Here is a 19,595-nt window from a genome sequence, read left to right on the forward strand (position 1 = left end):
TTCCACTCGAATGCCGGACATTCCTGAGCGAGCGGGCGTTACTCGTCTGCCTTAACGTCGTTGTCCTGGGCAGAGGGCACGAGACGAGGGGCGGCGAGCATGGAGAACCGGGCACGCAGAGCAACGGCGGTCGGTGCGACGGCGTTCGTCCTCGCGGGTTCGGCTGTGCTCGGGATGCCAGGCACCGCCTCGGCCGCGGAGACGAAGACCGTGCCCTGCGGCAGCACCGTGACCGCGAAACCCGGCGACAAGATCACCGGCACCCTGCTCGGCCTGGCGCCGATCGACCTGGGCATCGTCGGCCAGGCGACCACCGTGCTCACGGCCACCGTCGGCGGCCTGCTCAACACGCTCTGCAAGGTCACCGTCAACGTCGTGAACACCGTGGTGTCGCCGGTCCCGGTGGTCGGCGCCCCGCTCGCGAGCGCGGTCAACCAAGGCGCCGACGGCCTCAACTCCGCCGCGACCGGCGGTCTCAACACCATCAACGGCGGCGGCGCCAAGCAGCAGTCCCCGGCGCCCGGCACCGGTGGCAACCCGCAGCAACCACCCGCCCAGGGCGGGACCGGGGGCGCGCCGCAGGGTGGGACCCCGCAGGGCACCACCCCGATCCCGGACGCCAACAGCCCGCTCCTGCCCGGCTTCGCGACGAGCCCGGTGTTCGGCGGCTTCCCGTTCTCCGTCGGCTCCGGTTACGCGCCGATGCGCGACTACGGCGGCATCCCGTTCGCGACGGCCGGGTTGTTCACGCCGTCGCCGGCGATCCGGTACGGCAGCCAGATCCCGGGTTACGCCCCGCAGTACGGCCTCACCGGACCGAACGACGCGGCCGCCGGCAACTCCGGGATCCAGACCGCGGGACGGGCCGAAGCGCTACCGTCCGCACAGGACGGTTTCACGAACGGGTCGAACCTGCCCCTGCTGATCGCCGTTCTGGCACTCTCCGGAGTCAGCGCGGGCCTGGTCCGCACTTGGGTGCTCCGCCGGATGGCCGCTGCCAATTGAGCCGACTGCCGAGTATCTTTCACGTACCCCCGTCGTTGATCCTGGTACACCTGGTGTTGCTGTTGCCCAGGACGACGCCCCGATAGACCTCCGGAGGTCAGTGCTCGTGCGGAAGATCCCCACCTGGCAGACGACCCGCCGCGCACTGACCGTCACCGCCATCGCCACCTTCGTCACCGGGGGTGCCTTCTTGTCGGCGGGCACCGCCTCGGCCGCGACGACGCTGGCCGGCACCTGCACGGGTTCGGTGAACGGCAGCATGGGCGACACGGTCGCGGTGCAGGGCACCTCCGTGAAGGAGATCGTCCGCAAGGGCGCGCAGGACTACGTGAACTCCCACCTCTGGACCGCCCTCTCGGTGTGGCCGAACACGATCGCCGACACCATCGCGGGCAAGGGCGCACTGGCCGTCGGCCAGGTGCCGAACGCCGCGGGCGGCACGATCGCGGGCTCCGCGGTCGGCAGCGCGGTCGCCACCGCGCTCAAGGGCTCCAACGGTCTCGGCGTGCTCGACGGCACCAAGAACGAGGTGCTCGGCGCGGTCTCGGCGAGCGTCGCCAAGAGCTGCGGCCTGACCACCATCGCCACCAACTACGTCGCCCCGGGCCAGCCCGGTGCCGGCGGGACCGGTGCGCAGCAGGGCGGCGGGACCGCGACCAGCCCCGGCGGCGGCTCGACCGGCAACCTCTCGAACCTGAACCCGGGCACCGCGGGCGGCAGTGGCGGCACCGCGCCGATGCGCGACTACAGCGGCCTCCCCACCGCGACCCCGGGCACCGCCGTCGCGCCGGGGGTGCGTTACCCGGCCAACGGCACGCTGCCCGGTGACGCCTCCGCGCCGCAGGTCGGCACCGGCGACCAGGCCGGCCAGGGCGCCGACATCCGCGACGCCGGCAACGCGCAGTCGATGTCCTCGCCCGTCGGCCCGGACGACGTCCAGCTGCCGATGCTGCTCGCGGTGATCGTGCTCGCCGGCGTCACCGCGGCGCTCGTGCGGACCTGGGTCCTGCGCCGGGCCGCCTGAGCCCCAGCCGACCCCCGCCGTCCGGCCCGATCGGCACCCCCAGGTAGCCTTACCTGGACAAACCCTCCTGCTACGGACAGTCCGTGGCCGCGAGCCCATAGGAGGTGAGTGGTTGTGTCACGCCATTACGAGGTAATGGTCATCCTGGACCCCACGCTCGACGAGCGCACTGTCGCTCCGACGCTGGACACCTTCCTCAACGTGATCCGCACTTCGGGCGGAAGCGTCGAGAAGGTCGACGTCTGGGGCCGGCGCCGGCTTTCGTACGAGATCAAGAAGCACGCCGAGGGCATCTACGCCCTGCTGGACCTGAACTCGTCCTCGGACGCGGTGAAGGAGCTGGACCGTCAGCTGTCGCTTCAGGAGACCGTGCTCCGCACCAAGGTCATGCGTCGCGAGATCAAGCGCGCCGCCGCGGCCAAGCCGCCCGTCGTCGCCGCCAAGGCCTGAGCCGAAGGGTATTCCCGATGGCTGGAGACACCGTCATCACGGTGATCGGCAACCTGACGTCCGACCCGGAACTGCGTTTCACCCCGTCCGGTGCGGCGGTCGCGAACTTCACCGTCGCGTCCACGCCCCGCACGCTCGACAAGCAGTCGGGCGAGTGGAAGGACGGCGAGGCGCTGTTCCTGCGCTGCAACATCTGGCGGCAGGCGGCGGAAAACGTCGCCGAGTCGCTGACGCGCGGCGCTCGCGTCGTCGTACAGGGCCGGCTGAAGCAGCGGTCGTTCGAGACGAAGGAAGGCGAGAAGCGCACCGTCGTCGAGCTCGAGGTCGACGAGATCGGCCCCTCGCTGAAGTACGCCACGGCCAAGGTCAACAAGGTCAGCCGCGGTGGCGGCGGCGGTGGTGACTTCGGCGGCGGCGGCGGTGGCGGTGGCGGCGGAAACCGCGGTGGCGGCGGTGGCGGCGGAATGCCGGCCGACGACCCGTGGGGCTCCGCCCCGGCCGCGAGCAGCGGTGGCGGTGGCGGCGGCTTCTCCGACGAGCCTCCCTTCTGATCTCGTACACATCCACAAGAGTTGAATTCCAGGAGTAACCAGTGGCCAAGCCACCCATTCGCAAGCCCAAGAAGAAGGTCTGCGTGTTCTGCAAGGCCGAGAAAAAGGGCCGTCCGGAACTGATCGACTACAAGGACACCAACCTGCTGCGGAAGTACATCTCCGACCGCGGCAAGATCCGTGCCCGTCGCGTCACCGGCAACTGCAGCCAGCACCAGCGTGACATCGCCATCGCGGTAAAGAACTCCCGCGAAATGGCGCTGCTGCCCTACACCTCGACCGCGCGCTAAGGAGGCCCGGAGATGGCGAAGATCATCCTCACCACCGACGTGGCCAACCTCGGCGGCCCCGGCGACATCGTTGAGGTCAAGGACGGTTACGCGCGCAACTACCTGCTCCCGCGGGGTTACGCGATCGCGGCCACCAAGGGCGCGGAGAAGAACGTCCGCACGATCCAGCGCGCGCAGGAGAGCCGTCGCATCCGCGACCTCGACCACGCCAAGGAGATCAAGGCGACGCTGGAGGGCCTCGGCGCCATCCAGCTCACCGGCAAGTCGGCCGAGGGCTCGAAGAAGCTCTTCGGCTCGATCACCTCGGCCGAGATCGTGGACGCGATCAAGGCGGCCGGTGGCCCGCTGCTCGACAAGCGCGTCATCGAGCTGCGCGACCACATCAAGACGGTCGGCAAGCACTCGGTCGGCGCCCGGCTGCACCCCGACGTCAAGGTCGAGGTCCGGCTCGAGGTCAAGGCCAAGTAGCCAGTAGCACGTGCTGAAGGCGGGTCGCCCCTGGTGGGCGGCCCGCCTTCACGCGTTTCGGGGGAACCCCGGACACAACGGCCACGTCGTAGGAGAATGGGCGGGGACGCGAAGGGGATGGATCCGGATGGGTAACGAGGTCAACATGTCCGCGCCGGCCGGTGGCGGCGGGTTCACGTTCGACGCCGCCAAGATCGACGGCGTCATCAAGCAGTGGCAGGACCTCCAGGCCGACCTGAAGCGCGACTACGACGACGCCAACCTGATGGCGAACGTCAAGGCGCCCGGCAAGGAGTTCGCCAGCGGCGACTGGGAGAAGCTCGCGAACCCGTCCGGCAAGGCGTTCCTCGAGCAGAACAAGAAGATGCAGGAGTACGTCAAGAACTACATCGAGGCGCTGACCGCCGCGAAGCAGAAGATCACCACCAAGGAGTCGGACACGCAGGCCGACCTCTCGAAGACGGGGAACCAGGCCACGTGAACCGCCGACTGCTCGCCGTCCCGGCCGTGGCCTTCGCCGTGCTCGCGGTCGCCGGCTGCTCCAGCAAGACCGGGGGCACCGCCAACCCGGCGCCGACCGCCGACTCCGGCGGCAGCGAGACGTCGCGGTCCGCGGCCGACTCCGCGCCGCGGGTGCCGAGCCCGCTGAACACCGCGAACATCACGTCGGACGCCTGCACGACGATCGACGCGACCGGCCGCGCCAAGCTCGCCCTCGGCGACGGCACCCCGCGCACCACGGCGAACGGCCCGAGCTGCACCTTCCAGGAGGCCGCCGATCCGGGCAACCAGATCGACGTGACCACGGTGACGGCGAACAAGAACGGGCTGCAGGACGTCTACGACACCAAGGCGAACGACGCCTACTTCGAAGAGACGCAGGCCTACGGGTACCCCGCCGTCTACGCCGCCGCGGTCGACGACCGCAAGGACGGCAAGTGCGGCGTCTTCATCGGGGTGACCGACCAGCTGGCGGTCAACATCCTGGTGCAGTACGACAACGGCGCCGGCGCGACGGACCCCTGCGCGGTGGTGCAGAAGTTCGGCGAGTCGATGATCCAGACCTTGATGGGGGGCTGAGATGCTCGAACTGGTCCTGCTCGGCGGGTTCGCCGCGTACAACATGGCGACCACGCACTCGGACGACCACAACTCGGTGCAGGGTGATCGCAAGATCGACTGCTACGACATCTGGAACCAGATCACCACCGGCCCCGGCACGGGCTCGATCTCGAACGGCCAGGCGGCGGCGAGCCGGCTGAAGGGCGCTTACCAGGACCGGCTCACCACGATCGACGGCCTGGCCAAGGACATGGACGCGGCCTGGACCGGCGGCGGTTCCGAGGCGGCGCAGAACGCGGGCGCGCACCCGCTGCGGACCTGGATGGAGGACTCGGGCACCAAGCTGACCGACTCCGACAAGTACCTCGGCGAGCAGAACAACGCCTTCACCACGGTGCACGCCCAGGTGCAGGAGGTCCCGAAGGACCCGCCGAAGAACAACCTGCTCAACGCGGTGACGCCGTGGACGACCGACACCGACCGGGCGATCCGCGACTACAACACCAAGGGCCAGGCCAACGTCGACGCCTTCAACACCTACTACAAGTCGAGCAACGACAACGGCCAGAAGATGCCGACGTACTCCGCGCTGCAGGGCCAGCAGGAGAACGTCAACGTCGACCAGGGCAAGAACGGCAAGAAGAAGGACGACAAGAACGGCAACGGCGACGGGACCGGACCCGGCGGCGGTCCGGGCGGCGGCCCCGGTGGGGGTCCGGGCGGCGGTCCTGGCGGAGGTCCCGGCGGCGTGAACATGCCGGGGCCGGGCAGCGTCCCGTCCTTCGGCAGCCCGAACGTCCCCGGCGGCAGCTTCGACCCGTCGAAGGTGCCGGGCGGGAGCTACGACCCGTCCAAGGTGCCGGGCTTCGACCCGTCGCAGGTCCCCGGCGGGAACTACGACCCGTCCAAGATCCCGACGGGGAACTACACCCCGCCGAACTTCAACAGCGACGGCACGCACTCCTCGGGCTTCTCGCCTTCGGACGTGCCCGGCATGCCGGGGTTCGGGCCGGGTAGCTCGCCGAGCTTCTCGGGCGGCGGCGGTGCCGGCGGTTTCGGACCGGGCGGCTCGAGCGGGGTCGGTGGAGTCGGCGGGATCGGCGACCCGACGGCGGGCTTCGGGCCGGGCGGCAGCGGCGGCTTCGGGCCCGGCAGCTCGACCGGCGCGGCGATGCCGGGCGGTGCGGGCGCGTCCGGCGCCGGCCGCGGCGGCATGGGTGCCGGAGCCGGCGGCGCGATGGGCGCGGGCGGCGCGGCGGCCGGGCGCGGCGGCTCCACCGGGATGGGTGGCATGGGCGGCATGGGCCACGGCGCGAAGGGCCAGGGCGGCGGCGACGAGGAACGCACGTCGAAGTACCTGCTCGGCGACGACCCGAACGACATCTTCGGCACGGACGAGCTGACCGCGCCGCCGGTCATCGGCGAGTAACGCACGCGGGGCCACCGGGCGCGTGCCAAGATGGGCGCGCCCGGCTTTCCGGGTTCATCAAAGCTGATCTTCACTAGGGGGAAGAGCGGTGCTGGACAGGCAGGTCACCCTTTCGACCGGCACCGTGATCAACCTGATCCGGCGCCGTGGCGGGGAGCCGCACACGGTGCTGGCCGAGACGCCGACCTGGTACAGCGACGAGGCGCAGCGCGCCGAAGACGAGCGCGTCAACGCCGAGCTCACCAAGGCGGGCCTGTTCGGGCCGCGCGGCATGCACCCGGGGTTCGTCGCGACGATCGAAGCCGTCGCGCGGCCGCAGCTGGAGTACTACGGCTGGGTGGACGGCGGTTTCCAGGGCAAGGCGGTCAGCTACCGGCTGCTGGCCGGGAGCGCCGGCGGCGAGGCGTTCGTGCTGGCCAAGCACGAGCAGCTGGACGTCGTCGTGCTGGAGTCGACCCGGCCCGGTGAGGTGCTGGACGACTTCCTCGGCCAGATCCCGAAGCTCGCGCCGGGCCGCGGGACGCCGCTCGCGGTGCCGAAGAGCCAGCTCGAGGGCGACGGCCGCCGCGACGACGACGGCTTCGCGCTGATGCGCAACGACCGGCCGGCCGACGGCTCGCAGGAGGCCGACGAGCTCCGGCGGATCCTCGCGCTACGCCGAATGGGGAGCGGCAGCCTGTACGTCGCGGCCCGCAGCCGTACCGGATCGTGGCATCGCATCGAACGGCCGGTGAACTACATCGATACCTCGGAAGGCCGCTGGCTGACCGAGGAGATTCCGGGGCGTGGGGAGAGCCGGATCGCCTTCACCCCGGCCGACCAGCGCGTTCTCGCCGATCGGTTACGCAGCGCACAGGCCCGGCTCACCGCGGCGTGACGCGACGGCCGTTCAGCCCACCGGGTTACGCCTCTACCGTCCGTAGTTTTCATCCACAGGCTGTGGGGGTCAATGGGCCCGAGCTGGTCCACGACACGCCGAGCGACGGGTTTCACACGACACGCCGCACGAGTTTTGCGGAAGTTCTCCACACCTTACTCACAGGCCCTGACCTGGGGATTCGCGGATGCCGATCACCCTTGTCCCCAACTTGTCCACAGCTATCGCGGCACCTGTGACTGGTTGCCCCCATTCATCCACAGGTTGTCCACAGATGGGTCCCCACCCTGAATTGCTTTCGGCCTTCCGGGGGACATAGCGTCCCCGCCGAGCCGGTACTCAACGTGGTGTCCGGCGTGGCGGTCGGACACTCGTGACCCGTCTTCGCCGATCATCGGTGGACACGGCGGAAGAGGACTGGTGGCGCGGCTCGCGCCACGTGCTTCGAGAGTGAAGTTCCGGCATAATCGAACGGGTGTTCGCATGATGACGAGGAGGTGTCCGGAGCGGTGGCGCTGACCGACGACCGCGGTCCGATGTATGCGGAGAACGACCCGGGTCCGAGCGACCCCGGCTCCGGTGGCGGGTTCGACCGCCAGCCGCCGCAGGACATCACGGCCGAGCAGTCCGTGCTCGGCGGCATGCTGCTGTCCAAGGACGCCGTCGCCGACGTCATCGAGGCCCTCGGCCCCGACGACTTCTACCGCCCGGCGCACCAGGCGATCTACGACTGCATCCTCGACCTCTACGGCCGTGGCGAGCCCGCCGACCCGATCACCATCTCCGCCGAGCTGGAGCGCCGGGGCGAGCTGGGCCGCATCGGCGGCGCGCCGTACCTGCACACCCTGATCGCGACGGTGCCGACAGCGGCGAACGCCGGTTTCTACGCGGAGATCGTCGCGGAGAAGGCGGTGCTGCGCCGGCTGGTCGAGGCGGGCACCCGGATCGTGCAGTACGGCTACGGCGCGGCGGCCGCGGACGGCGCGAACATCGACGAGGTCGTCGACCGCGCCCAGGCCGCGATCTACGACGTCACCGAGCGCCGGACCAGCGAGGACTACGTCGCGCTGGAAGAGCTGCTGCAGCCCACGATGGACGAGATCGACGCGATCGCGTCCCGCGGCGGGCAGTCCCAGGGCATCCCGACCGGCTTCACCGACTTCGACGAGCTGACGAACGGCCTGCACCCGGGCCAGATGATCATCGTCGCGGCCCGCCCCGGTGTCGGCAAGTCGACGCTGGGGCTGGACTTCGCGCGCTCGGCGTCCATCCGCCACGGCCTGACCAGCGTCATCTTCTCGCTGGAGATGAGCCGGACCGAGATCGTCATGCGCATGCTCTCAGCCGAGGCGAAGATCCGCCTCGCCGACATGCGCGGTGGCAAGATGTCCGACGACGACTGGACGCGCCTGGCCCGCCGGATGAGCGAGGTCTCCGAAGCACCGCTGTTCGTCGACGACTCGCCGAACATGACGATGATGGAGATCCGCGCGAAGGCGCGCCGGCTGAAGCAGCGGCACGACCTCAAGCTCGTGGTCCTCGACTACCTGCAGCTGATGACGTCCGGCAAGCGCGTCGAGTCGCGGCAGCAGGAAGTCTCGGAGTTCTCGCGGCAGATGAAGCTGCTGGCGAAGGAGATCGAGGTCCCGGTGATCGCGATCAGCCAGCTGAACCGTGGTCCCGAGCAGCGGACCGACAAGCGCCCGATGCTGTCCGACCTGCGTGAGTCCGGCTCACTGGAGCAGGACGCCGACCTCGTCATCCTGGTCAACCGGCCGGACGCCTGGGAGCGGGACGACCCGCGCGCCGGCGAAGCCGACCTGATCATCGCGAAGCACCGTGCCGGCCCGACCGCGACGATCGTCGTCGCGCACCAGCTGCACTACAGCCGCTTCGTCGACCTGTCCCACGACTAGCGGCTAGCGGCCGAGTTCGCCGTACCCGCGGACGAACGCCGTCAGCAGCCGGCCGAAGTTCTCGCGGTCGTCGGCCGGCCAGCCGGCCATGACCTCGGCGAACACCGCGCGGCGGAAGGTGTGCAGCTCGTCGAGGTGGGCCTGACCGGCCTCCGTCGGCACGAGCACCGCACGCCGTCCGTCGTGCTGATCGGCTTCGCGCCGGAGAAGTCCCTGCTCGACCGCGCGCGCGACCAGCCGGCTCGCGCGCGGCTGGTCGACGCCCATCGCCGTGCTCAGCGCCGTCACCGTGCCGGCTTCGCCGCGCTCGGCGAGCTCCTCGACGACGTCGAGGAGCTCGTGCACCGGGTCGTGCCCGCCGCGGCCGCGCTCCTTGGCGATCCGGCTCAGCGCCCGCCGCTGCTGGCTGCGGCGGATCGCGATCATCGCGCGCTCGACCTCGGCCACCGCGTCCGTCATGGTTGCTCCACTCCCAAACTGCATGTACTTTTACATGTAGTTGTCCGACAACATTCGGAGTATCCATGAAACCCCTCGGCTGGTGGCTTCGCCACGTCCACGAGCTCCTCGAAACTTCCATGGCCCAGGCTCTCGACGCGGAGTCGCTGACCCGCCGGCAGTGGCAGGTCCTCAACACGATCACCGTCGGCGCCCGCACGCAGGCGGAGATCGACGTCGTCATGGCACCGTTCGGCTCGACGTCCACGCAGGCCGCCGACCTGCGCGAACGCGGCTGGGTCGCCGACACCGGCGAGCTCACCGGCGAAGGCCGCGAAGCGCACGCCCGTGTCGAAGCGCGCGTCAAGGCGTTCCGCACGGCGGTGACCGACGGCGTCAGCGACGACGACTACCGCACGACGATCCGCACCCTCGAGCGCTGCGCGGCGAACCTCGAAGCCGCCTGAGGAATAACCACGACCACGGCGGCGTCGAGTACTCTAGTAGTTGAACTTTCAAGCACTGGAGCCGTCGATGACCCGCAGCCCGGTCCTCTACCTCAGCCACGGTGCGCCGCCGCTCGCCGACGACGCCACGTGGACCCGTCAGCTCGCCGGCTGGTCCGCCGGCCTGCCGAAACCCACCGCGATCCTGGTCGTCTCGGCGCACTGGGAAGAAGCGCCGCTGACCCTCTCGGCGACGACGACCGTGCCGCTGGTCTACGACTTCTGGGGCTTCCCGGACCGCTACTACCAGGTGAAGTACGCGTCGCCCGGCGCGCCGGAGCTCGCGGCGAAGGTGAAGAAGCTGCTTCGCGCGACCGAGACGCCGGTCCACGACGCGCCCGACCGCGGTCTCGACCACGGCGCCTACGTACCGCTCGTCGAGATGTACCCGGACGCCGACATCCCGGTGCTGCAGGTTTCGATGCCGTCGCTCGACCCGCAGGAGCTCTTCGACCTCGGCCGCAAGCTGACGCCGTTGCGCGACGAAGGCGTGCTGATCATCGGCAGCGGCTTCTTCACGCACAACCTGAGCGGCATGGCCCGCTCGACCGACGGGACGCCGCCGGCGTGGTCGGCCGAGTTCGACCACTGGGGTGACGAGGTGCTGCGCAGCGGCGACGTCGACACGCTGCTCGACTTCCGGCACAAGGCGCCCGCGGCGGCCCTCGCGCACCCGCGGATCGAGCACTTCGCGCCGCTGTTCGTCTCGCTCGGCGCCAGTTCCGCCGAAGGGCGCACGGTGATCGACGGGTTCTGGCACGGCCTGGCGAAGCGGTCTCTCCAGTTCTCCTGACCCGGGACGCGAACGAGCCCCAGGAGCCGGCGCTGGCTCCTGGGGCTCGTCGTCTCCAGGGAGGGAGAGTCTATTCAGTTACAACCGGGGCTTCGCCCCGGGCCGGGGGCTCCGCCACCCGGAGCCCCCGACACCAATTCAGGTAGTGCAGGTACTACTGGCGCGAAATCAGAACTACTTGCGCTTGACGAAACCCAGCAGCTTCGAGAGGAGGCTGGTGGAGTCCAGGCCCGACATGGCCGGGACCTGCGCGGCCGGGGCCGCACCGTCGAGCACGGGCAGCTTCGCGTTGACCGGCAGCGCGGCCGGCGCGGCCGGCAGCGTCGTCGGGGCGGCGGGCAGCTGCGGGTTCGCCGGCAGGGCCGGGGTCACCGGGAGCGCGACGGGCAGCGTCGGGACGCCGCCACCCAGGGCCGGGACGGCCGGGAGGGTGGGCAGCAGGCCGCCGCCGAGGGCCGGGACGTGCACCGGCAGGCCACCGGTCGGCAGGTCCGCACGCTCGGTGCCGTGCCCGGGCAGGGCACCGCCCAGCGCCGACAGGCTGCTCAGGCCGGGGAGGCCACCCGCGGTGGGCAGGCCCGGGGTCGGCAGGTGGGGCAGCCCGGACATCGGGCCGCTCACCGGCACGTCGGCGCGCTGGGTCGGGATGGCCGTCGGCAGCGCGGGCAGGCCCTGGGTGGGCAGCCCGGCGGTCGGCAGGCCACTGGCCAGACCGGTCAGCGACGGCAGCTCGCCGGCGCCCAGCTCCGAACCCTCGACCGGGTTGGAGATGGCGTTGGCCGCGTCCGCGTCGTCACCGTCGACGCTGGTCATGTCGGTCGCGTCGGCGGTCGCGTTGCCGATCAGCTCCAGGGGGACCCCGAAGATCTGCACCGGCACCACGAGGTCGTGGTAGAAGTCGAAGCCCGACAGGCTCGACCCGTCACCCTCGGTGACCGGCTCGCCGCCGTTCTCCGTGGTCAGCGAGTTGTCGCCGATGGCGTGCGCGACGCCACCCACGGCCACGCCGTCACCGAACACCTGGGGGATCGCCGTCACCGGGATGTCCAGGATGTCGCCCGCGATGGCACCTTCGACACCGGAGGTGGTGTCTTCGCCCGCGTTGGTGACGGTGGTGGTGTTCATGCCGTTGCCGCTGGAGACCCCGGCCGCGCTCACCGCGTCGCCGAAGACCTGCACGACCGGCAGCGCGTCCGCACCGACGATGTCGCCGGCGATCGCGCCGCGGTCACCGTTGGTCGTGGCGTCGCCGCCCGCGGTGGACACGGTGTCGTTCGTGCCGGTGCCGTGGCCCAGGGCCGCACCCGCGACGCCGTCGCTGAACAGCTGCGCGGCACCCGCGATCGGGGCCTTGACGATGTTGCCGGCGATCGCGCCGTCCTGCCCGTCGGTGAGGGCGTCGCCACCCGCCGACGAGTCGGTGATGTTGTCGTTCTCACCGGTGCCGATGCCGCCGAGGGCGGCACCCGAGCCGGCGGCCAGCACCGGCAGGGAGACCGGGGCCTCGACGATGTTGCCGGCGCCCGCACCCGCGGGGCCGTTCGCCTTGACGTCGCCGCCCGCGTTGGACGTCGTGTCGGTCGAGCCCTTGCCGTGGCCCTGGCCGATGAAGGCGCCACCGATGTTGGCGACCTGCACCGGGAGCGACGCCGGGACGGTGCCCAGGTTGGAGCTCAGGAAGCCGTTGTCGTCCTTGGTGCTGCCACCGCCGCCGCCGGAGACGACCTTGGTCTCCTCCGCCGAGCCGGAGCCCTGGCCGATGAACGAGCCGCCGATGCCGAAGACCTCGGCGGGGACGGCGACCGGCACCTGGACGACGTTGCCCGAGCCGGACGAGTCGTCGCCCTGCGAGCCGTCGTACGCCCCGGCGGTGACCGTCTTGTCCTCGGTGGACTGGCCGGTCGCGTTGCCGATGTGGCTGGCGCCGATGCCGTAGACCTCGGGCGCGCCCGCGGTCTGGGTGTTGACGATGTTGCCGCCGAGGAAGCCGTCGTTGCCCTTGGTGTAGGACCCGTTGCCGGCGTTGACGTCGGTGGTGTTGTCGTGGCTGGCGTGCGAGTTGCCGATGTACGTGCCACCGATGCCGAACGCCTCGACCGGGAGCGCGACCGACGGGTTCAGGACGTTGCCGCCCGCCGCCGAGCCGTCGCCGGCCGTCTTGACGAAGCCACCCGAGTCGACAGTGCTGGAGGAGCTGCCGCCCTGGGTCTCTTCACCGTCGCGACCCGCGGTCGCGTTGCCGGTGGCCGCGTTGCCGATCCACGACGCCGCGACACCCGCCACGTTGGCGACCGGCGAGAGCGAAACCGCGCCCGCGTTGCCGTCGAGGAACGAGTCGTTGCCGCTCGTCTCTTCGTAGGTCGGGATGCCCAGCGAGCCTTCGCGGGTGTCCCCGGCCTTGGCGTCGGCGGAGGAGTTCGACAGCGTGTCCGCGTCCGAGCCCCACACGCCACCGGCGTTGCCGTTGAACTTCACCGGCAGGGCGATCGGCGCACCGATGATGTTGCCCGAGCCCGAGCCACCGTCACCGGCGGACTTGATGGAGCCACCCGAGGTGGCGTCGCTGTCGGCGTCGTACTGGCTGTACGCGTTGCCGAGGAGGTAGGACACGGCGTTGCCGGTCACCTGGACCGGGGTGGCGAACTGGCCGGCCACCACGTTGCCGGACAGGCCGGAGCCGGTGCCGTCGGTGTCGATGTTGCCGGTCTCGCTGGTGCTCTGGCTGGCCGAGCCGCCGTGCACCGCGCCACTGCCGCCCGCCACGCCGCCGGAGTTGCCGGCGATCTGGACCGGGAGCGCCCAGTCGAGGACGACGGCGTTGCCGGCGAGGCCGGACTTGGAGCCGTCGGTCGCGACGTCCTGGTTGTGGCTCCAGGTCTGCGAGTGGTCCGTGCCGTCGACCTGCGCGTCGCCGATGACGCCGACCGCGTTGTCCACGATCTGGATCGGCACGACGACGTCGCCGGCGACCTTGTTGCCCTTGAGGTTGCGGTGACCCGGGGTGAAGGCGCCCGCGCCGTCAGCCTTGGTCGCACCGCCGAGGGTGCTCTGGCTGATCGGGCTCGCTTCGTCGAGCTGCTTGACCGCTTCGTTCGCGGCCTTGGTGGCCGGCTTGGTGCTCAGCTCCGTCTGCCCGGCGGGCAGGTCCAGCTGGCCGAACGGGGTGCCGACCGCGTTGTTGGCTTCCGAGATCGGAGCCGTCACGTTCAGGTCGAGCGGGGAGGCCGGGGAGTCGGGGTTGACGTTCTCGTCAGCCGAGGCGATGCCGGTGCCCAGCATCAGCAAACCACCCGTGACCAGCGCGGTCTGGAGGCCGCGCTTTGCCCACGTCTGCATGGGGTGTTTCTCCTTTATTTCGGGTTCCCTTACGGGCTTATGGGGGTGCGCTCGTCGAATTCGAAATGGAGTCCGAGCCGCACCGGGAGGGGAAGGAACTTCTTGCGGGCGCAACAAAGCGCACCGCCGTGCCACGGGGATTCGTGCGGACGCTGCGCCGTCAGATGAAGACGGACTTGGGCGCGTCAGCTACCCGTGGAGGGAGGTGTTTCAGTCAGGAGTGACACCGGGCTGCGTGCCCGGGGTGCGCGGCGTGTGCCGCAGGCCGCCGCGGTAAGCGCTGGCGGCGGCATCGCTGACGGCCGAGGAGACCCACGAGGGGACGCCGAAGTTCAAGCCGTCGAGGTGACCACCGGGGGCAGAGGTGCCACCCGGGGCGGTGGGAACAGACGGTGCGGCCGGAAGCTGCACCGGGACCAGCGGCGACGACGGCAGATCACGGTGCGAGTCGCGGGACTCGCCCGCGGCACCGGTGACGTCGTTCTGCTGGACACCCGTCGGCATCGCGAGCGCTGCTCGCGACACGGCGGGGAGCTGGACGGCCGAGACGGCGACCGAGTCCGTGGCCTGACCGATTTCCTCGGTCACCGGCTCCTGCTGCTCGACCGGGGCGAGGCCCGGGAGCTGGGGGAGCGGAACCAGGTTGCCCTGGCCGGCGGGGTCGAGCAGCTGCAGCACATCGTGCGCCGGCTCGGGGGTGAAGGTCTGCTCGAGGACCTCGCGGGTGTCCTGCGGCTTGCGGGCGATGTGCTCGACCGCGCCCAGGGTGCGGTGCGCCGGGCTGACCACAGCGTCCTCGGCCAGGTCCGAGACCGAGTCGCTGACGCGCTCGGAGACCTCGTGCTCGAGGGTGCGGGCGCACGGCTTGCTCCACGCCGTGGCGTCCTGGTGGCAGCTCGAGGCCGAGACGTCGGTCGCCGCGTTCGCCGCGCCTTCGTTCACGTCGCCGAGGCTGCCGGTGGCGGCTTCGGCGATCGGGGTGGTGCCCACCTCGACGGTGTCGGCGGACGCGGTGCCGCCGGAGACGAGCCACGCGGCGGCGGTGCCGGCGACGGCGCCACCGAGGACGAGCAGCGCACGCGACACGAGACGGCGTGAGCGCTTGGCGCCCTGCCCCTCGTTCGTCGCGGTGTTCGCCACTCGTTGTCTCCTGACGCACTCGACCCGTTGCCACATAACGTTGCGGTAGCGACCTAACCAAACACACGGCGTGACGCGCACCCTCGAAACGACTTGATGCCCCCATCGTGTGAAGAACACACGGTGTATTTCGTTCTGACGATCAGTGATCACGGCTGGCAGTCCGGCGAATCGGACGTCTCAGCCAGTACGGTGTGGCGGTGAGCCACGCGCGAGGAGAAGACCCGTTCCTGCCGGAGCACGAGGACATCACGGGACTGATCCCCCGGGGGCTGCGCATCAGCGCCGCGCTCGCGTGGCGGTTCATCGTGATCGTCGCCGCGCTGTACGCGGTGGTGTGGGTGATCGGCTACCTCTCGGTGGTCGTCATCCCGCTGTCCATCGCCCTTCTGGTTTCGGCGCTGCTCGCGCCGGCGGTGCAGAAGCTGGTGGCGTTGAAGTTCCCCCGCGGGCTGGCGACCGCGATCGTGGTGATCGCCGGGCTGGCCGTGCTGGGCGGGCTGCTGACGTTCGTCATCACGCAGTTCTCCTCCGGCCTGCCGCAGCTGCAGCAACAGCTGAACGCGAGCCTCGACCAGATCAAGAACTGGCTGCTGAACGGCCCGCCGCACCTGCGGCAGGAACAGATCCAGGACTTCATCAACCAGGCGATCGGCTTCATCCAGAACAACCAGGCGTCCATCACCACGACGGCGCTGACCACGGCGAGCACCGTCGGCGAGATCCTCACCGGCTTCCTGCTGACGCTGTTCATCACGATCTTCTTCCTCAGCGGTGGCGACGGCATCTGGACGTTCCTGGTCCGCGTCGTGCCGGGCCGGGTCCGCAACCGGGTCGACGTCGCCGGGCGCCGCGGGTTCGCCTCGCTGGTCAGCTACGTCCGCGCGACGGCCGCGGTCGCCGTGGTCGACGCGGTCGGCATCGGCGTCGGCCTGTGGATCATGGGTGTGCCGCTGGTGATCCCGCTGGCGACGCTGGTCTTCATCGGCGCGTTCATCCCGATCATCGGCGCCGTGCTGACCGGTGGTGTCGCCGTGCTGATCGCGCTGGTGACGAACGGCCCCATCGGCGCGGTCATCGTGCTCGGCATCGTGATCGGCGTGATGCAGCTGGAGAGCCACATCCTGCAGCCGCTGCTGCTCGGGCGGGCGGTGAAGCTGCACCCGCTGGCCGTGGTCCTGGCCATCACCGCCGGCCTGGTCGCGGGCGGGATCGCCGGCGCGCTGCTGGCCGTGCCGCTGCTGGCCGTGCTGAACGCCGGCGTCCGGTCGCTGCTGCACGAGCGGAACCCGGACCCGGCCGAGGTCGACGTCCTCAAGGACCAGGCCGCGCAGCCGAACGACGCCGAACCCGGCACACCCGACGCGGAGGTGCCGACGATCGGTGAGGACGACGAAGAAGACGAAGAGAAGAACGCCCGCGCGGCGACGGCCGTGAACAAGGACGACAAGAAGGAATGACCACCGCGCGGACGCCGGACCCGATCACGCCGCTGTGGCGCGGCGTGAACGCGTTCCGCGTGCTCACCTGGGCGTTCGCCTGCGGCACGGTCGTCGTGCAGCACGAGCAGTACCGGCGTGAGTGGCTGGCCTGGACACTCCTGGGCGCGATGGCGGTCTGGTCGGTCGTGATCAGCCTGCTGTACCTGCGCGAGCGGACGCGGCCGCCGTGGCTGGTCGTCGCCGACGTCGTGGTCGGCACCGGACTGCTGCTCACCTCGCCTTTTGTGCTGAGCGACGCGCAGTTCGCGCTGAGCGTCCCGCTCATCACGACGGTGTGGGCGGCGGTGCCGCCGGTGGCCGCGGGCGCGCGGTTCGGCGCGGTCGGCGGCGTGCTCGCCGGCCTGGTCGTCGGGGTGGCGACCGGTCTCGCGCGCGAGAAGTTCGACCTCGACGTCGCGCGGGACGGCGTCCTGCTCGCCGCCGCCGGGCTGCTGGTCGGGATGGCGGCGACGCTGAGCCGGCAGGCCGCGACCCGGCTGGCGCAGGCGCTGCGGAAGGAAGCGGCGACCGCCGAACGCGAGCGGCTGGCCCGGTCGATCCACGACAGCGTGCTGCAGGTCCTGGCCCGCGTCCGCAAGCGCGGCAACGAGGTCGGCGGCGAGGCGGCCGAGCTGGCCCGGCTGGCGGGTGAGCAGGAGATCGCGCTGCGGTCGCTGGTGACGACGGAACCGCTGAAGCCGAGCGAGACCGGGACGACGAGCCTGCGCACGGCGTTGCAGCTGCTCGCGACGCCGTCGGTGCAGGTCTCGACCCCGGCCGACGACGTCGAGCTGCCCGCGCACGTCACGGACGAGCTCGTCGCCGTCACCAGGGAAGCGCTGGCCAACGTCGAGAAGCACGCGGGTGCGGGCGCGCACGCGTGGGTGCTGCTGGAGGACCTCGGCACCGAGGTGGTGGTGAGCGTCCGCGACGACGGACCGGGCATTCCGGACGGCGTTCTCGAGCGAGCGGCCGCGAACGGGCACCTCGGCGTGGTGGAATCCATCCGGGGCCGGGTGCGCGACCTCGGCGGGAGCGCGGCCCTCGACACCGGTCCCGGCCGGGGCACGGAGTGGGAGGTCAGGGTGCCGAGCACCAGGAGCGCGTCATGAGCGAACCACGGATTTCGGTGATGGTGGTCGACGACCACCCGATCTGGCGGGACGGGGTGGCCCGCGACCTCACCGAACACGGCTTCGACGTGCGGGCGACCGCCCCGGACGCCGACGCGGCGCTGCGGATCGCGCGGACCGTGCGGCCGGACGTCGTGCTGATGGACCTCAACCTCGGCACCACCTCCGGCGTCGACGCCACCCGCGAGATCACGGCGGCCCTGCCGTCGACGCGGGTGCTGGTGCTCTCGGCGAGCGGGGAGCACAAGGACGTCCTCGAGGCGGTGAAGGCCGGCGCGTCCGGTTACCTGGTGAAGTCGGCGTCCGCGGCCGAGCTGGTGGACGCCGTGCGCCGGACCGCCGTCGGCGACCCGGTGTTCACCGCGGGCCTGGCCGGCCTGGTGCTCGGCGAGTACCGGCGGATGGCCGACGCCCCCGCCGAAGGGGCCGAGCCGCCGCGGCTGACCGAGCGCGAGACCGACGTCCTGCGCCTGGTCGCGAAGGGGCTCACCGCGCGCCAGATCGCCGAGCGGCTCGTGCTGTCGCACCGGACCGTCGAGAACCACGTGCAGTCGACGCTGCGGAAGCTGCAGCTGCACAACCGCGTCGAGCTGGCCCGGTACGCGATCGAGCACGGCCTCGACGAGGAGTAGTCACGGCAGGACGGTGATGCCGCCCCAGTCGCCCGCGGGCAGCGCGGCCTTGCCCAGCCGCCAGGCCGGCTCGCCCGGGTGCCACGCGGCGAGGACGCCGTCGGCGAGCACCAGATCACCCGAGTCACTCCAGTCCATCCCGCCACCGTCGTTGAGGTGCTCGGTGACGAACGGCATCCCCGGCGCGTGTTCCCAGCTCAGCGAGTCCGGGCGGAGCAGCCAGACGTCACGCAGCTGCGTGTTGGTGGCCCGGTAGGAGTGGACGGCGAAGTCGGCGGCGAACAAAGCGCCTTCGCGGGAGGGCACCACCGTGGGCGCGGGCCCGATCGTCGGCCGGCTGAGCTTCTTGCGGCTGTTGTCGCGCAGGTCGACCAGGGTGAGATCGGTCAGGCCGTCGAGCAGCATCCGGTCCCCGGCGACGGCGAGGATGCGCGGCGCCTGCTGCACGGTGCGGCCGGTCGCCGGCTCGATGAGCGCGTCCGTCGACTCGGCGCCGTCGGCGTTGATGGTGATCAGGAGACCGTTCTTCGTCTCGGCGCGGACCTGGGTGTGGCAGCTGGCGGACTGGCCGTGGCCGACCTCGCCGCCGTCGAGCCGCACGTGCTGGAGCCGGCAGCTGTCCGGCGCGTCCTGCCGGATCACCCACACGCTCACGTCGTCGACGCCGGGCGCCACCGACCAGGCGCGGCCGAGCGACCGCGGCGGGCTCGCCGGGCCCGTGTAGACGAAGACGTCGAACAGGTCGTTGTCGTGGTGGGCGGTCAGGACGGCGGACTTCCCGACGCGCACGACGCTCATCCCGGCGCCACCGCCGGGGTAACCGGGCGGAGTGCCCGCGGGCCCGCGGTCGGCGTCGAAGAGGGTCGGGCCGGTGGTGGGGAGCAACGCGGTGACGCCGATCCCGCCGGAAGCGGCCACGCCGTGAAGGCCCTCCGGCAGGGCAGCCGCGGAGGTCGGCGGCGCGCTGGTCGGCGCCGGAGCCGGCGGCGGGGCGGGCTCGTCGCCGGTGCACCCGGCCAGCACGAAGAGCGCCGCGCCGAGCGCGGCACCGCGAAGTACGGGTC

The 19,595-nt window shown here is 71.1% G+C and carries 20 protein-coding genes; 16 read left to right on the forward strand and 4 right to left on the reverse strand.

Going from position 1 to position 19,595, the window contains the following annotated elements:
- Window positions 1–165: 165 nt before the first annotated feature.
- The 11 genes from OG439_RS38005 to dnaB all read left to right on the forward strand — a co-directional run bounded on the left by OG439_RS38005 (window position 166) and on the right by dnaB (window position 9,072).
- Window positions 166–1,005 (forward strand): hypothetical protein, encoded by an 840-nt coding sequence (locus OG439_RS38005; protein WP_326951720.1) that lies wholly within the window; start codon window positions 166–168, stop codon window positions 1,003–1,005.
- A gap of 100 nt (window positions 1,006–1,105) precedes the next feature.
- Window positions 1,106–2,029 carry a hypothetical protein gene (locus OG439_RS38010; protein ID WP_326945373.1) on the forward strand — a complete coding sequence of 308 codons (924 nt, stop codon included), beginning with the start codon at window positions 1,106–1,108 and terminating at the stop codon, window positions 2,027–2,029.
- Between the two features lie 114 nt (window positions 2,030–2,143).
- Window positions 2,144–2,479 (forward strand): 30S ribosomal protein S6, encoded by a 336-nt coding sequence (gene rpsF, locus OG439_RS38015; protein ID WP_247059559.1) that lies wholly within the window; start codon window positions 2,144–2,146, stop codon window positions 2,477–2,479.
- 17 nt (window positions 2,480–2,496) lie between these two features.
- Window positions 2,497–3,030 (forward strand): single-stranded DNA-binding protein, encoded by a 534-nt coding sequence (locus tag OG439_RS38020; RefSeq protein ID WP_326945374.1) that lies wholly within the window; start codon window positions 2,497–2,499, stop codon window positions 3,028–3,030.
- A 41-nt stretch (window positions 3,031–3,071) separates the two neighbouring features.
- A complete protein-coding gene (rpsR, locus tag OG439_RS38025; protein ID WP_003098744.1) occupies window positions 3,072–3,320 on the forward strand; it encodes a 30S ribosomal protein S18 in 249 nt (82 codons plus the stop codon).
- 12 nt (window positions 3,321–3,332) lie between these two features.
- Window positions 3,333–3,788: a 50S ribosomal protein L9 gene (gene rplI, locus OG439_RS38030; RefSeq protein WP_247059561.1), complete on the forward strand. Its 456-nt coding sequence runs from the start codon at window positions 3,333–3,335 to the stop codon at window positions 3,786–3,788.
- Window positions 3,789–3,915: 127 nt separating this feature from the next.
- Window positions 3,916–4,269, forward strand: coding sequence for a hypothetical protein (locus tag OG439_RS38035; protein WP_326945375.1), 354 nt, complete (start codon window positions 3,916–3,918; stop codon window positions 4,267–4,269).
- Window positions 4,266–4,868: a DUF3558 domain-containing protein gene (locus tag OG439_RS38040; protein ID WP_247059563.1), complete on the forward strand. Its 603-nt coding sequence runs from the start codon at window positions 4,266–4,268 to the stop codon at window positions 4,866–4,868. Before OG439_RS38035 ends, OG439_RS38040 begins: the two co-directional genes overlap by 4 nt.
- Window position 4,869: 1 nt before the next feature.
- A complete protein-coding gene (locus tag OG439_RS38045; RefSeq protein WP_326945376.1) occupies window positions 4,870–6,279 on the forward strand; it encodes a hypothetical protein in 1,410 nt (469 codons plus the stop codon).
- 88 nt (window positions 6,280–6,367) lie between these two features.
- The gene (locus OG439_RS38050) at window positions 6,368–7,156 is read left to right on the forward strand and encodes an ESX secretion-associated protein EspG (protein WP_326945377.1); all 789 of its coding nucleotides are present in this window, start codon (window positions 6,368–6,370) and stop codon (window positions 7,154–7,156) included.
- Between the two features lie 509 nt (window positions 7,157–7,665).
- The gene (dnaB, locus tag OG439_RS38055; protein ID WP_247059567.1) at window positions 7,666–9,072 is read left to right on the forward strand and encodes a replicative DNA helicase; all 1,407 of its coding nucleotides are present in this window, start codon (window positions 7,666–7,668) and stop codon (window positions 9,070–9,072) included.
- Between the two features lie 3 nt (window positions 9,073–9,075).
- Here dnaB and OG439_RS38060 read toward each other — a convergent pair whose 3' ends face one another.
- Window positions 9,076–9,531 (reverse strand): MarR family winged helix-turn-helix transcriptional regulator, encoded by a 456-nt coding sequence (locus OG439_RS38060; RefSeq protein ID WP_247059568.1) that lies wholly within the window; start codon window positions 9,529–9,531, stop codon window positions 9,076–9,078.
- 65 nt (window positions 9,532–9,596) lie between these two features.
- Here OG439_RS38060 and OG439_RS38065 point away from each other — a divergent pair, with 65 nt between their 5' ends.
- Window positions 9,597–9,977, forward strand: a complete 381-nt coding sequence (locus OG439_RS38065) for a MarR family winged helix-turn-helix transcriptional regulator (protein ID WP_326945378.1) — start codon at window positions 9,597–9,599, stop codon at window positions 9,975–9,977.
- A 67-nt stretch (window positions 9,978–10,044) separates the two neighbouring features.
- Complete coding sequence (locus OG439_RS38070; protein WP_326945379.1) at window positions 10,045–10,809, forward strand: dioxygenase family protein; 765 nt, start codon at window positions 10,045–10,047, stop codon at window positions 10,807–10,809.
- 174 nt (window positions 10,810–10,983) lie between these two features.
- Here the strand turns inward: OG439_RS38070 and OG439_RS38075 are convergent, their stop codons facing one another.
- Window positions 10,984–14,145, reverse strand: coding sequence for a beta strand repeat-containing protein (locus OG439_RS38075; protein ID WP_326945380.1), 3,162 nt, complete (start codon window positions 14,143–14,145; stop codon window positions 10,984–10,986).
- A gap of 210 nt (window positions 14,146–14,355) precedes the next feature.
- Window positions 14,356–15,285: a hypothetical protein gene (locus OG439_RS38080; RefSeq protein ID WP_326945381.1), complete on the reverse strand. Its 930-nt coding sequence runs from the start codon at window positions 15,283–15,285 to the stop codon at window positions 14,356–14,358.
- 200 nt (window positions 15,286–15,485) lie between these two features.
- On the opposite strand from OG439_RS38080, the gene OG439_RS38085 reads away from it, so the two are divergent.
- Genes OG439_RS38085 through OG439_RS38095 form a run of 3 tightly spaced genes read left to right on the forward strand, consistent with a single transcriptional unit; the run spans window position 15,486 to window position 18,531 of the window.
- Entirely contained in the window at window positions 15,486–16,745 is a 1,260-nt protein-coding gene (locus OG439_RS38085; RefSeq protein WP_247059573.1) for an AI-2E family transporter, read from the forward strand.
- Entirely contained in the window at window positions 16,742–17,878 is a 1,137-nt protein-coding gene (gene macS, locus OG439_RS38090) for a MacS family sensor histidine kinase (protein WP_326945382.1), read from the forward strand. The genes OG439_RS38085 and macS overlap by 4 nt, the downstream gene beginning before the upstream one ends.
- Window positions 17,875–18,531 carry a response regulator gene (locus OG439_RS38095; protein ID WP_247059576.1) on the forward strand — a complete coding sequence of 219 codons (657 nt, stop codon included), beginning with the start codon at window positions 17,875–17,877 and terminating at the stop codon, window positions 18,529–18,531. The genes macS and OG439_RS38095 overlap by 4 nt, the downstream gene beginning before the upstream one ends.
- On the opposite strand, the gene OG439_RS38100 is transcribed toward OG439_RS38095, so the two are convergent.
- Window positions 18,532–19,449 carry a hypothetical protein gene (locus OG439_RS38100; protein WP_326945383.1) on the reverse strand — a complete coding sequence of 306 codons (918 nt, stop codon included), beginning with the start codon at window positions 19,447–19,449 and terminating at the stop codon, window positions 18,532–18,534.
- Window positions 19,450–19,595: the final 146 nt, after the last annotated feature.

Origin of the sequence: Amycolatopsis sp. NBC_01307, from assembly GCF_035975215.1 — a bacterium.
Taxonomy (GTDB): domain Bacteria; phylum Actinomycetota; class Actinomycetes; order Mycobacteriales; family Pseudonocardiaceae; genus Amycolatopsis.

Excerpts from the sequence above, each read along its gene's own strand:
- OG439_RS38020 (WP_326945374.1), top strand. The coding sequence starts at position 2,497 with ATGGCTGGAGACACCGTCATCACGGTGATCGGCAACCTGACGTCCGAC.
- rplI (WP_247059561.1), top strand. The coding sequence starts at position 3,333 with ATGGCGAAGATCATCCTCACCACCGACGTGGCCAACCTCGGCGGCCCC.
- OG439_RS38035 (WP_326945375.1), top strand. The coding sequence starts at position 3,916 with ATGGGTAACGAGGTCAACATGTCCGCGCCGGCCGGTGGCGGCGGGTTC.
- OG439_RS38045 (WP_326945376.1), top strand. The coding sequence starts at position 4,870 with ATGCTCGAACTGGTCCTGCTCGGCGGGTTCGCCGCGTACAACATGGCG.
- OG439_RS38060 (WP_247059568.1), bottom strand. The coding sequence starts at position 9,531 with ATGACGGACGCGGTGGCCGAGGTCGAGCGCGCGATGATCGCGATCCGC.
- OG439_RS38065 (WP_326945378.1), top strand. The coding sequence starts at position 9,597 with ATGAAACCCCTCGGCTGGTGGCTTCGCCACGTCCACGAGCTCCTCGAA.
- OG439_RS38070 (WP_326945379.1), top strand. The coding sequence starts at position 10,045 with ATGACCCGCAGCCCGGTCCTCTACCTCAGCCACGGTGCGCCGCCGCTC.
- OG439_RS38075 (WP_326945380.1), bottom strand. The coding sequence starts at position 14,145 with ATGCAGACGTGGGCAAAGCGCGGCCTCCAGACCGCGCTGGTCACGGGT.
- macS (WP_326945382.1), top strand. The coding sequence starts at position 16,742 with ATGACCACCGCGCGGACGCCGGACCCGATCACGCCGCTGTGGCGCGGC.
- OG439_RS38095 (WP_247059576.1), top strand. The coding sequence starts at position 17,875 with ATGAGCGAACCACGGATTTCGGTGATGGTGGTCGACGACCACCCGATC.